Raw genomic sequence first — 13,128 nt, forward strand, 5'->3', positions numbered from 1 at the left:
GGCGGGGGAGCGGCCGGGGGAAGGCTCTTCCGGTGATCGCGCAGCACGGTTCGTACGGAACGCGTCGGGGGTGGCGCACGGTGGCTGAAGAGACGGCCGCGGCCCACCTCGACTGCACCGCCGGGGTGGCCGGCGATATGCTGCTCGGCGCGCTGCTCGACGCCGGCGCGAGCCTCGATGCCGTACGGGACGCGGTGGCGGCGCTCGGCATCGACGGGCTGGAGGTGTCCGTGGCGCGCGACCGCCGCGGCGGCTTCGGCTGCAACCGCGTCACCGTCCACCGCCCCGCCGTCGCCGACCACCACCGCCACCTCGCCGACGTCCTCGCCGACATCGGCCGCGCCGTCGGCGCCGGACTCGCCGAGGACGCCGCGGAGTTCGCCGCCCGCGTCTTCCGGCTGCTCGCCGAGGCCGAGGGCAAGGCGCACGGCACCAGCGCCGACGACGTCCACTTCCACGAGGTCGGCGCCTTCGACGCGCTCGCCGACGTCGTCGGCTGCGCCGCCGCGCTCGCCGACCTCGGCCTGCTCGCCCCGGGCGCCGCCGTCACCTGCTCCCCGCTCGCCGCGGGCAGCGGAGAGGTCGACTGCGCGCACGGCCGGATGCCCGTCCCGGTACCCGCCGTGCTGCACCTCGCCGCCGCCGGCGGCCTCGCGCTGACCGGCGGCCGGCTCGCCGGCGAGCGCACCACCCCCACCGGCGCCGCGCTCGTCGCCGCCCTCGCCGCCCCGGGCCCGCTGCCGGACATGGCGGTACGGGCCGTCGGCACCGGCGGCGGCAGCCGCGACACCCCCGACCGCCCGAACATCACCCGCGTCGTCGTCGGCACCCTCGCCGCCCCCGCGGCCCTCCGGGGCGGTGACCCCGTCGACGGCGAGGTCACCGTCGTGGAGAGCACCGTCGACGACCTCGACCCACGGCTGTGGCCCTCGGTCCTCGCCGCCCTGCGCGCCGCCGGCGCGTGGGACTGCTGGACCACCGGGACCGTCGGCCGGCACGGCCGGCCCGGCCGCGTCGTCACCGCGCTGTGCGCGGAGGACGTCCGGCCCGCCGTCGCCGACGCGCTGTTCCGGCACACCACCACGCTCGGCGTCCGCTGGTCCGCCCACCGGCGCCTGATGCTGCCCCGGCGAAGCGCCGTGGTGGCCGTGGGCCCGCCAGGAGCCGAGCAGCAGGTCACCGTCAAGGTGGCGGACGGCCCCGGCGGCGCGCTCACCGTGCAGCCGGAGCTGGCCGAGGCGGAGGCCGCTGCCGCCGCGCTGGGCTGGCCCGTACGCGCGGTGTGCGAAGCTGCCGCGGTCCGCTACCGGGGCGACCTGGCGGTGCCTCGGCCCGCCACCGGTTGACGCCGGTCCGCAACAGAAACAGAGACCGGCACATGCAAGACCAGACCAGGGGAGGGCACGAGTGACGGGGACTTACCGCATCGGGCGACTCGACGACGCGCACGTCCTGCTGACCGGGGCCACCGGCTTCATCGGGCAGGCGCTGCTGGAGCGGCTGCTGTCCGGCCATCCCGGCACCCGCGTGTCGATCGTCGTCCGCCCGCGGGGCAACGGCGCCGCCGCCGACCGCTTCCGCCGCCTGCTGCGCAAGGACGTCTTCCGCACCTGGCGGGAACAGGTCGGCGACGAGGCCGCGTTCGCCGAGGCGGAGCGGCGCGTCACCGTCGTCGAGGGCGCGCTGGACCGGCTGGAGGACGTCGAGTTCCCGGACGACATCGACGTCGCCATCCACTGCGCCTCGTCCGTCTCCTTCGACCCGCCCATCGACGAGGCGTTCAGCAGCAACGTCTCCGGCGCCGTCGCGCTCTACGAGAAGCTGGGGAAGCAGGAGCGCCCGCCGCACATCGTGCACATCTCCACCGCGTACGTCTCCAGCGGCGGCCAGGGCCTGGTGCGCGAGGGCCGGCTCACCCACGACGTCGACTGGCGGCGCGAGCTGGCCCAGGGTCTGGCCGCCCGCGACGACGTCGAGCGCGCCTCCCGCCGCCCCGAGGTGCTGCGCAAGGCGCTGGAGAAGGCCGGCCGCGACCACGGCAAGGCCGGCCCGCAGATCGCCGCCAAGGACGCGGAGGACGCACGCCGCGCGTGGGTGGAGGAGCGGCTCGTCGAGCACGGCGCCACCCGGGCCGAGATCCTCGGCTTCTCCGACGTCTACACCTTCACCAAGGCGATGTCCGAGCGCGCCGTCGAGGAGCTGTGGACGGACCGGCCGCTGTCGATCGTGCGCCCCGCGATCGTGGAGAGCGCGCTGCGCCACCCGTTCCCCGGCTGGATCGACGGCTTCAAGATGGCCGACCCGCTGATCATCGCGTACGGCAGCGGGCTGCTGCGCGACATGCCGGGGCAGCCGGACACGGTCATGGACGTCGTCCCCGTCGATCTCGTCGTCAACGCCACGCTCGCCGCCGCCGCGGCCCCGCCCGAGGAGGGCGCCGGGCCGCACTACTTCCACGTCGGCTCCGGCGCCACGAACCCGCTGACGCTGCGCGACCTCTACAAGCACGTGCACTCCTACTTCCGCCGCGACCCGCTGCCGGAGAGCAGCGGTCGCGGGCACGTACGCCCGCCGTCGTGGACCTTCCCCGGCGCCGCCCGGGTGGAGTTCGCGCTCGGCGCCGGCGAGCGGGCCGCGAACATCGCCGACAAGCTGCTCGGCCAGCTCCCCGGCACCGAGCGCACCCAGGAGTGGGCGAGCAGGCTGCACAAGGAGAAGCGGTCCCTGGAGACGCTCCGCCGCTACTCCGACCTGTACGGCATCTACACCCGCACCGCCGTCGTCTACGACGACCGCGAGCTGCGCGCACTCAACGCCGCGCTGCCCGCCGACCGCGCCGCCGAGCACGGCTTCGACCCCGCCGCGATCGACTGGTACACCTACCTCGAAGAGATCCACTGCCCCAAGGTCACCGCGCCCCTGCGGGCCAGGACCGGCGGCCGGCGCGGCACCCGCAAGCCCCACCCCGCCGCGCTCCCGCCCGGCGGGAGCGCGGCGGGGGGGACCGCCGGCGGCACCGCGGCCGTCTTCGACCTGGACGGCACGATCATCGCCTCCGACATCGTCGAGTCCTACGTCTGGACCCGGCTGGCGTCTCTGCCCCGCGGGCGCTGGGCCCCCGAGCTGTTCGACCTCGCCCGCAACGCCCCGCGCTACCTGCTCGCCGAGCGGCGCGACCGCGGCGACGTCATGCGCTCCTTCTTCCGCCGCTACGAGGGCGCGCACGTCGAGGAGCTGCGCGCCCTGGTCGCCGAGCAGGTCGGCGACGCGCTGCTGCACCGCGTGATGCCGGAGGCGGTACGGCGCATCCGCGCGCACCGCGCCGCGGGCCACCGCACCGTCCTCATCACCGGCAGCCTCGACCTGCTCGTCGAGCCGCTGCGACCGCTCTTCGACGACATCGAGGCGACCCACCTCGCCGAGCGCGACGGCATCCTGACCGGCTTCCTGCGCACCCCGCCGATCGTCGGCGAGGGCCGGGCGACCTGGCTGCAGAGCCACGCCCGCGAGCGGGAGCTGGACCTCGGCGCCAGCTACGGCTACGCCGACAGCTACTCGGACCGGCCGCTGCTGGAGGTCGTGGGCAAGCCGCACGCCGTCAACCCCGACACCCGGCTGTTCCGGCACGCCAAGCGCCGCCACTGGCAGATCGCCCGGTGGGGGACGCACACCGCGAGCCGCTGGGACGCGCTCGCGGGCACCGTGATCAGCCACACCCGGCCGCGGCCCGTACGGGCCCTGCCCGCGGCCGACCGCACCGCATCCGACGGAGAGGGCCGATGAGCCTGGCGCTGCAGTACCACCGTTCGCCCGCGCGCTTCCTGGCCGCCCGCGGGCTCAGCCGCACCCGCAGCCGCGCCGCCGGCTCGCTGGCCGGCTCGCTCGCGCCGCTGCGGCTCAGCCGCGACCGGCGCGAACTGCCCAAGGGCGACGGCTGGACGCGGCTGGCGCCCAGTCTGTCCGGCATCTGCGGCTCGGACCTCGGGATGCTCAACGGGACGGTGTCGCCGTACCTGGCGGCGCTGACGTCCACGCCGTTCGTGCCCGGCCACGAGGTCGTCGGCACCACCATCGACGACCTGCCGACCATCCCGCGCGGCACCCGCGTCGTGCTCGACCCGGTGCTGTCCTGCGCGGTACGCGGCCTGCCCGAGTGCGACGCCTGCCGCGCCGGCCACACCAACCGCTGCGACCACATCACCTCCGGGCACCTCTCGCCCGGCATGCAGACCGGCTACTGCGCCGACACCGGCGGCGGCTGGGCCCAGCGCATGGTCGCGCACGAGCACCAGCTCCGCCGTGTGCCCGACGACCTGCCCGACGAGCGCGCGGTGCTCATCGAGCCGCTGGCCTGCGCGATCCACTCGGTGCGCCGGGTGCCGATCGAGCCGGGCGCCTCGGTGCTCGTCATCGGGGCCGGCACGGTGGGCCTGTTCACCGTTCTGGCGCTGCGGCAGCTCACCGAGGCCGGCACGATCCACGTCGTCGCCAAGCACGCCCACCAGCGCGAACGGGCGCTGGCGCTGGGCGCCGACGAGGCCGTGGAGCCGGACCGCGCGCTGCGCGCCGTACGCCGGCTGACCTCGGCGCTGGCCCAACGCCCCGAGCTGGGCTCGGAGTTCCTGCTCGGCGGGGTGGACGTGGCCTTCGAGTGCACCGGCGGCGGCGCCGGCCTCGACACCGCGCTGCGTACGGTACGGGCCGGGGGGACGGTGGTGGTCTCCGGCATCCCGGGCGGTGCCGACCTGACCCCGCTGTGGTACCGGGAGCTGAGTCTGGTGGGCGCGTACACCACCAGACGCCGCGAAGACGCCACCGCGGACGAGGGTCCGGACGTGGGCCCCGACGGCCGCGCCGGCACCGACTTCGACAAGGCGGCGCAGCTCGCCGCGACCGCGCCCCTGGACGGATACGTCGAACGCTATGCGCTCCAGCAGTGGCGCCCCGCGCTGGAGCACGCGTTCGCGGCCGGCTCGGCGGGCTCCGTCAAGATCGCCTTTGACCCGACCCTGGACGGCTGACCGGGCACGAATGGCAGGGTAGGGGCCGACATTGGAGTCGGCCGCCCCCACCGCCGTTACGCAGCCGCCGGGCAACCGCCGCCCGCACCGCCGCCCGCTGCAGGCGCCGGCGACCACACTGAGGAGAGAGCGTGAGCAGACCAGGCTTCGTGCTGGAAGTCGACGAACGAACCCCGCCCCTGCTGGTGCACGAGGGCGAGAATTTCCGGCTGGAGCGGCTGCCCCACGGCACCCGGGTGATCTACCCGCCCGACTCGCTGCCCGGCATCCGCGACCTCGACGGGGTCATCCGCCGCGCGCTGCTCGAACCGCACGGCAGCGACCCGCTGCCCGAGCTGCTGTTCCCCGGCATGCGGCTGACGATCGTCTTCGACGACCTGTCGCTGCCGCTGCCGCCGATGCGCCGGCCCGACGTGCGCCAGCGCATCATCGAGCAGGTGCTGGAGATGGCCGCGGCCAAGGGCGTGGACGACGTCGAGCTGATCGCCGCCAACGCCCTGCACCGGCGCATGACCCCGGCGGAGCTGCAGCACGTGGTGGGCGACCGGGTGTTCCGGTCGTTCTTCCCGCAGCACCTGACCAACCACGACGCCGAGGACCGCGACAACCTCGTCCACCTCGGCGACACGGCGGAGGGTGAGGAGGTCGAGATCAACCGGCGGGCGGCCGAGAGCGACCTCGTCGTCTACGTCAACATCACCTCCACGGCGATGAGCGGCGGGCCCAAGTCGGTGTCGGTGGGCCTGGCCAGCTACCGCAGCATCCGCCACCACCACAACGTGCACACGCTGCGGCACTCCCGGTCGTTCAACGACCCGCCGAAGTCGGCCATGCACCACTCGTACAACCGCATGCAGGACCTGATCGGCGGCCAGGTCAAGGTGTTCACCGTCGAGACGACGCTGAACAACGACACCTTCCCGTCCGCGACCCGCTTCCTCAACAAGCGCGAGTGGGAGTGGAACTACGGCGACCAGGCCGCCTACCTCGCCTCCCGGCGCGGCAACGCGCTGATGACGCCGTCGATGCGGCGGCGGCTGTGGCACAAGACGGAGGCGCCGTACGGGGTCACCGGTGTCAATGCCGGCGCGCCCAGCGAGGTGCACCCGATCACCCTGCGGAACGTACACCGCCAGCAGCTGACCGAGGTGCAGGGGCAGGCCGACGTCGCGGTCTACGGGCTGCCGTACATCTGCCCGTACAACGTCAACTCGGTGATGAACCCGATCCTGACGATGTGCTTGGGGCTCGGCTACTTCTTCAACCTCTATCTGAACAAGCCGATCGTGCGGGAGGGCGGCGTCGGGATCTTCTACCACCCGATGCCGAACGAGTTCCACCCCGTGCACCACCCCAGCTACATCGACTTCTACGAGGAGGTGCTGGCCGAGACCACCGACCCGGCGGTCATCGAGGCCAAGTTCGAGAAGCAGTTCGCCACCGACCCGTGGTACGTGCACCTCTACCGCAAGAGCTACGCCTACCACGGCGTGCACCCCTTCTACATGTGGTATTGGGGAGCGCACGCCATGCAGCACCTGGGCCAGGTCATCTTCGTCGGCGCCGACCGCGGCGCGGCGGCCCGGCTCGGCGTCCAGTCCGCCTCGACGCTGAACGACGCGCTGCAGCTGGCGTCGCAGACGGTGGGCACCAGCCCCTCCATCACGTACCAGCACATGCCGCCGCTGACCCTGGCGTCCGTCCGATGAGCGGCGCGAAGGGCCCCCGGAAGGGGGGCAAGGGCGGCAAGGGCAGCTTGCGCGGTGACCTCGCCATGGTGCGGGCGGGGCGCGACTGGCGCGGGCGCGCGCTGGCCCCTCGCGGCTACCGCACACCGGGCGGCGGCGCGGCGGGGTACGGGGCGGGGAAGGTGGAGCAGAAGACCTTCCCCACCGCGTGGGCGCGTACGCCCGCGGCGCGCGCCGTGCGCAACGTGCTGCAGCGCGGGGTGCTCAAGCAGTACGCCTGGGCCAAGACCCGGCCGCAGATCGAGGGCCTGGACCTGCTGGAGTCGCTGCGCGGCCCGGCGATCTTCGTCGCCAACCACGCCAGCCACCTCGACACCCCGCTGATCCTCGGCTCCCTGCCGCGCCGCATCGCCGACCGCACGGCGGTCGGCGCGGCGGCGGACTACTTCTTCACCTCCACGGCGGTCAGCGTGACGACCGCGCTGATGTTCAACGCCTTCCCGGTGGACCGCTACGGCTCGCGCCGAAGCGGGGTGTCGCTGCCGGCGGAGCTGATCGACGACGGCTGGAGCCTGCTGCTGTACCCGGAGGGGACGCGGTCGCACGACGGCTGGATGAGCTCGTTCAAGATGGGCGCCTCCCGGCTGTGCGTGAGCATGGGCATCCCGGTCGTCCCGGTCGCGGTCCGCGGCACGTTCGCGGCGATGCCGCGCGGCAAGGCCTTGCCGACCCGTACGGGCACGCGCTTGGTCGTCCGCTTCGGCCGCCCGCTGCACCCGCAGGAGGGCGAGTCGGTGACGGACTTCCGCGCGCGGATGCTCCGCCACATCGCCGCCCTGTGGGCGGAGGAGGACCTGGGCTGGTACCAGTCGCTCCGCGCGGCGGAGGAGGGCCGCCTGACGCTGCCGGAGGGCCGCACGTCGGCGCTGCCGCTGACGGCTACGCCGGTGGAGCAGGGGAAGCCGGTGGCGGAGTGGCGGCGGGTCTGGGAGGCGACGAGACCGTCGCTGGGGGACGGGCGCCGGAAGGTGTGGCGGGACGAGTGAGAAGGGAGCGGGGCTCCACGCCGTCCGTCGGTACGGGGTGGCGCCCGCGGCCCCCGGATGTTGCTTGGACCGTGGCCCCGGTGGAGTTCCCGCGGCGAAGCCGGCGGGTTACGGGACCGGGGGACGGAGCCCCGGTCGGGGCGTGGGGCCGGAGCCCCGGAGTCCTGGCCGCGCCGCAGGGACGGTAGCGGCCGGGGGGCGCAACCCCGCGGGGGCGTGGGGCGGAGCCCCCAGGTCTTGCCCGCGCCGCAGGCGCGGTAGCGGGTCCGGGGCGCAGCCCCGGTTTCGGGGAGGGGCGGGGTCGGGGAACACCCCCCACCACCGAGCCCCGGGTGTCAGTGGCGGGTGGCAGACTCGCGCTCATGCACTGGGCCATGGCCGACGGACCGCACGGCGGCGTCACCGTCCGCCCCGTCGGTGCCGAAGGCGACAGCGCACGCACCTACCCACACCCCGCCGACGCTCTCCGCCACCACCCCACCGCCGACCGCTGGATCTGGTCCGCCACCGCCGAGTTCTACCCCCGCCTCCTCGACGCCGGCCTCACCGTCCCCCGCTGCCACGACATCGAAGCCGCCGAGGCCATCCTCCTCGGCCACGAGGGGCTGTGGGGCCTGCCCCGCTCCCTCGCCGCCGCCTGGGCCCGCCTCCGCGGGCACCCCGTCCCCGAGGACCGCCCACCCCGCTCGTTCGGCGGCGAGCCCGCGCCCACCCTCTTCGACGCCACCCCCGCCGCCCCCCACGGCGCCGACCCCCTGGACGCCCTCCTCGCCGTCCACGCCGCCCAGCAGGCACGTATCGCCGCCACCGCCCACCCCCACCGCATGCGGCTCCTCGTCGCCGCCGAGTCCGCCGGCATGCTCGTCGCCGCCGAGATGCACCGCGCCGGCCTCCCGTGGCGCGCCGACGTCCACGACGCCCTGCTCACCGAGTTGCTCGGTGGGCGCTACCCCGGTGGTCTGGAGCCGCCCCGCCTCGCCGAGCTGGCCGACGACGTGTCCCGCGCGTTCGGCGAGCGGGTCCGCCCGGATCTGCCCGCCGAGGTCGTCCGCGCGTTCCGCAAGGCCGGTGTCCGCGTCACGTCTACCCGCAAGTGGGAGCTGCGCGACATCGACCATCCCGCCGTGGCCCCGCTGCTGGAGTACAAGAAGCTGTACCGGCTGCACACCGCCCACGGCTGGTCCTGGCTGCAGACCTGGGTGCACGGCGGCCGGTTCCGCCCCGAGTACCTGCCGGGCGGTGCCATGTCCGGCCGCTGGACCACGCACGGCGGCGGCGCGCTGCAGATCCCGCGCGTGGTGCGCCGCGCGGTGGTCGCGGACGAGGGCTGGCGGCTGGTGGTCGCCGACGCCGACCAGCTGGAGCCGCGGGTCCTGGCCGCCGTCTCGGGCGACCCGGGGCTGATGGCGGCGGCCGACGGTACCCGGGATCTGTATGAGGCGCTGGCCGACCGCGCGTTCGCGGGCGGGCGCGCCGAGGCCAAGCTCGCGCTGCTGGGCGCGATCTACGGCCAGACCTCCGGCGACGCGCTGACGTACCTGGCGGATCTGCGCCGCCGCTTCCCCGCCGCGGTGGCGTACGTGGACGAGGCCGCCCGCGCCGGCGAGGAGGGCCGGCTCGTACGCAGCCACCTGGGCCGTACGTGCGCGCCGCCGGACGCGGCGGACGACGGCGAGGCCGGGCTGCCGCAGGAGGACGACGGGGGCGGGGCACAGGCCCGCGGGGGCGCCGCGGCGCGGGCGCGGGGCCGGTTCGCGCGCAACTTCGTGGTGCAGGCCAGCGCGGCGGAGTGGGCGCTGTGTCTGCTGGCCGCGCTGCGCCAGGAGCTGGCGGGGCTGCGGGCGGAGCTGGTGTTCTTCCAGCACGACGAGGTGATCGTGCACTGTCCGGCACAGGAGGCGCCGGCGGTGGAGAAGGCGCTGACGACGGCGTCGGCGCGGGCGGGGGAGGTCATGTTCGGGGCGACGCCGGTGGTGTTCTCGTTCACGACTGCGGTGGCGGAGTGCTATGCGGACGCGAAATAAGGGCAGGCGGAGCGTACGCGCCACAAGGTAGAACGGGTACGTGCCCCAGACCCGACCGCAGGACAGCGCACCCCAGGACACCCCACCGCCCGGCACTCCGCCCCCGGAAGCGGCGCCCGCCGACGTCGTCGCCCGGCTCCGCGCCGCCGGGTGCGTCTTCGCCGAGGACGAGGCCCGGCTGCTCGCCGCCGCCGCTCCCGACCCGGCCGGGCTGGACGCTCTCGTGAGCCGCCGGGCCGCCGGCTGGCCGCTGGAACAGGTGCTCGGCCGGGCCGAGTTCCGCGGGTTGCACGTCGCGGTGGAGCCGGGCGTGTTCGTGCCGCGCAGGCGGAGCGAGTTCCTGGTCGGCGAGGCCGCCGCGGCGGCGAAGGCCGCCGCCGAAGCCGCCCTCGACCACCGCCCCGTCGTCCTCGACCTATGCTGCGGCTCCGGCGCCATCGGCGCCGCGGTCGCCGCCGCCGTGCCCGCCGTCGAGCTGTACGCCGCCGACATCGACCCCGCGGCGGTCCGCTGCGCCCGGCGCAACGTCGGCCCCGCCGGCGGCACGGTCTACGAGGGCGACCTGTACGCCGCTCTGCCCGCCGGCCTCCGCGGTCGCATCGACGTACTCGTCGTCAACGCCCCGTACGTGCCGACCGCCGAGGTCCCGCTCCTGCCGCCCGAGGCCCGCGACCACGAGCCGCTCACCGCGCTCGACGGCGGCGCCGACGGCCTCGACGTCCAGCGCCGCGTGATCGCGGACGCCCCGCGGTGGCTGGCGCCCGGCGGCCTGCTGCTGGTGGAGACGAGCGAGCGCCAGGAGCCCCGCACCCGCGCGGCGTTCGCCGCCGCCGGCCTGGAGGCGCACACGGCGACGTGCGCGGACTTGGCGGCGACGGTCGTCACAGGACGCGGCGGGTGAAGCCCGCTCCAGCCCGCTACGCGAAGCCGCGCACGCGGTGCTGCATGACGGAGTAGGGCCTGGTCGAGCGTAGTTCCCGCACCGAGCGGGACGTACGCGACTTACGTCGGGAAACGGACGAACAGACGTCAAGTACGAGACCGGTATCAGCGCGCTGGAGCGCGTGGAGTGGATGGCCATCGGCGCCGGCGCGGTCGTCGGCGGGAGCGCCGGGCTTGCCGCCCGGCTCGTCGGCGGCGGCTGAGCACCTCGAAGAACCCCCTTCTTCCGGGAGGAGGTTCCGCCGCGCTTCAGGGGTCGCACAGGCTTGCCGTCGTCACGTCGAGACATGCATCAGGTCCGTGTCCCAGACGTATGCGCGAATCGCTTCGCGACATATGTTCAGGTCACGTCGTCGCGCCCATGAACCAGCTTCGCAAGCAGGCGCGTATCCTCCAGGCTCGACAGCACGACGTCGGCCCCAGCCCGGCGCAACTCGTCCTCATCGCTGCGCCCGGATGCCACCGCGAGTACCCGCACACCCTGCCGGTTCCCGGCACCGACATCGGCGGGCGTGTCTCCGATAAGCACCGCCTCCGCGGCCGGCACGCCGGCGCGTTCCAGGGCCAGGCCGACGAGGTCGGCGCGCTCGTCGTGCTCCTCCCCGTACGCGCCGCAGTTCCAACGGATGTGCCGGTCCAGGCCGAAGACCTGCAACTTGATCTCGGCGACCGCGCGCACGTTGCCCGTGACGACTGACTGCGTCATCGCGGGGTCCGCGGCGAGGACATCGAGGGCCGTGGCAGCACCGATGAGCGCGTGGCCCCGCTCGCGTAGTTCGCCAGCCCGCTTCAGGTGCTGCTCAGTGAGGGCGCGCGCGAAGCGCTCGAAGGTGCTTCGATCGGAGGTAAGGCCGTGCAGGCGTGCGGTCTCGCGGAAGATGACCGCCTCGGTGATGCCGTCGACCCTCGCCTGCCTCTCCATCGCCTGGCCGGTGACCTCCTGGAACGCCGCGGCGGACAGCTCGCGGCCGACACCTCCTGTGTCGATCAGGGTGTGGTCGATGTCCCACAGGACCAGCCGCGCCATGGGCGCCTCCTCCAACTGCGGTAGCCTGCCTGCCTCAACATCTCACAGTGTTCGGGCGCCACGGTGCGGGGGAATCAACCCGCCGTCATCCACTTGCCCCGGATGCGAAGCAGGCGGTGGGAGGTGAGGGCGGTGGATCTGCCGGGACCCGCGATTGGTGATCGTGTCCGCTACTACCGGCGCAGGAACGGCAACCGCAAGCAGGCGGCGATCGCTGGCCTGTGCGGCATCACCGAGCGCTACCTCTCGCTGATCGAGAACGGGAAGAAGTCGCCGTCCACGGATCTTCTCAACCGGCTCGCAGCCGAGTTGGGTGTTCCGGTTTCAGCACTTCTCGGCGAGAGCGAGCCGGTGCCAAGTACCAACCCGGTGGCCGTCGGCTCGTCCGTGGCCGCGGCCCTGATGGGATACGGGCCGCCGCGCAGCAGCCCGCTCGCGGCGCCTGCCGCGCTGCGGGAACGAGTTGAGGACGCATGGCGGTTGTGGCAGCAAAGCTGTGAACGCTTCACCGAGGCGGACAAGGTATTACCCGAGCTGGTCGCGGACGTGGAGCACGCAGCGCGCGCCCACCGCGTCGGCAACGACCCGGCCGCTCGTCGCGAGGTTCTGCGAATCGCGGCGGACTTGTACGGGCTGCTGCGCTCCTACTGCCGCCGCACGGGCCGGCTCGACCTGGCCCTGATGGTCGCCGACCGGGCCATCCGCGCTGCAGAGGACGCCGACGACCCCATCCGCATCGCGGCCGCACAGTGGAACCTCGGACACGTGCTGCTCTCGCAACCGGGCTCGGCTGACGAGGCGCATGATGTGGCGCTGCACGCTGCCGAGGAACTGCGGCAAAGCCCCGCCACGGACGAGGCCGCGGCGATGCGCGGCGCACTGGAACTCGTCGCCGTCGTCGCCGATGCGAAGCAACGGCGGTGGTGGGATGCCCGGGACCGCCTTGAGCATAAGGCCGCGCCGCTCGCTGAGCGGGCCGGTGAAGGCAATCCGATGTGGACTGTCTTCGGCCCCACCAACGTGAACCTGCACGCCCTGAGCATCGAGATGCTGGCCGGCGAAGCTGCTGAGGGCTTGCAGCTCGCCGATCAGGTCGACACCGCCCTCATGCCGTCCCGCGAGAGACGGTTCACCTTCGGCCTTGAGGCAGCCCGCTGCTATGACCTGCGCCGCGAGGACACCGCCGTGCTGGTGCATCTCCTCGACCTGGAGGCGCTGGCGCCGGAGGACCTGCGGCGCAGCCTGCTCGCCCGCGACATGCTGACCGGGCTGCTGCGGCGCGTACGGCCCACCTATCGGCACCAGGTGACTGCGCTCGCCGAGCGTCTGGGCTTCCTGGCCTGACCCGAACTGGCAGGCAACCCGAACCAGGGGTTCGGG

The 13,128-nt window shown here is 74.1% G+C and carries 9 protein-coding genes; 8 read left to right on the forward strand and 1 reads right to left on the reverse strand.

What is annotated here, in order from left to right; translation table 11 throughout:
* The first annotated feature begins 80 nt into the window (after positions 1–80).
* The 7 genes from larC to T328_RS04530 all read left to right on the forward strand — a co-directional run bounded on the left by larC (position 81) and on the right by T328_RS04530 (position 10,680).
* The gene (gene larC / locus T328_RS04500; protein WP_496494525.1) at positions 81–1,346 is read left to right on the forward strand and encodes a nickel pincer cofactor biosynthesis protein LarC; all 1,266 of its coding nucleotides are present in this window, start codon (positions 81–83) and stop codon (positions 1,344–1,346) included.
* Positions 1,347–1,407: 61 nt separating this feature from the next.
* A complete protein-coding gene (locus T328_RS04505; protein WP_496494526.1) occupies positions 1,408–3,783 on the forward strand; it encodes an HAD-IB family hydrolase in 2,376 nt (791 codons plus the stop codon).
* Positions 3,780–5,021 (forward strand): zinc-dependent alcohol dehydrogenase, encoded by a 1,242-nt coding sequence (locus T328_RS04510; protein WP_496494527.1) that lies wholly within the window; start codon positions 3,780–3,782, stop codon positions 5,019–5,021. Before T328_RS04505 ends, T328_RS04510 begins: the two co-directional genes overlap by 4 nt.
* A gap of 131 nt (positions 5,022–5,152) precedes the next feature.
* Positions 5,153–6,730 carry an NPN-dependent hydroxyacid isomerase, LarAH14/15/16 family gene (larAH, locus tag T328_RS04515; RefSeq protein WP_496494528.1) on the forward strand — a complete coding sequence of 526 codons (1,578 nt, stop codon included), beginning with the start codon at positions 5,153–5,155 and terminating at the stop codon, positions 6,728–6,730.
* On the forward strand, positions 6,727–7,755 hold the full coding sequence (locus tag T328_RS04520) for a lysophospholipid acyltransferase family protein (RefSeq protein WP_496494529.1): 1,029 nt from the start codon (positions 6,727–6,729) through the stop codon (positions 7,753–7,755). The genes larAH and T328_RS04520 overlap by 4 nt, the downstream gene beginning before the upstream one ends.
* A 362-nt stretch (positions 7,756–8,117) precedes the next feature.
* On the forward strand, positions 8,118–9,779 hold the full coding sequence (locus tag T328_RS04525) for a bifunctional 3'-5' exonuclease/DNA polymerase (RefSeq protein WP_496494530.1): 1,662 nt from the start codon (positions 8,118–8,120) through the stop codon (positions 9,777–9,779).
* 40 nt (positions 9,780–9,819) lie between these two features.
* Positions 9,820–10,680: a putative protein N(5)-glutamine methyltransferase gene (locus tag T328_RS04530; protein ID WP_496494531.1), complete on the forward strand. Its 861-nt coding sequence runs from the start codon at positions 9,820–9,822 to the stop codon at positions 10,678–10,680.
* A 381-nt stretch (positions 10,681–11,061) separates the two neighbouring features.
* On the opposite strand, the gene T328_RS04535 is transcribed toward T328_RS04530, so the two are convergent.
* Positions 11,062–11,748: an HAD family hydrolase gene (locus T328_RS04535; RefSeq protein ID WP_496494532.1), complete on the reverse strand. Its 687-nt coding sequence runs from the start codon at positions 11,746–11,748 to the stop codon at positions 11,062–11,064.
* A 132-nt stretch (positions 11,749–11,880) separates the two neighbouring features.
* On the opposite strand from T328_RS04535, the gene T328_RS04540 reads away from it, so the two are divergent.
* Positions 11,881–13,092, forward strand: a complete 1,212-nt coding sequence (locus tag T328_RS04540; RefSeq protein ID WP_496494533.1) for a helix-turn-helix domain-containing protein — start codon at positions 11,881–11,883, stop codon at positions 13,090–13,092.
* Positions 13,093–13,128: the final 36 nt, after the last annotated feature.

The organism is Streptomyces sp. CNX435, assembly GCF_059570575.1.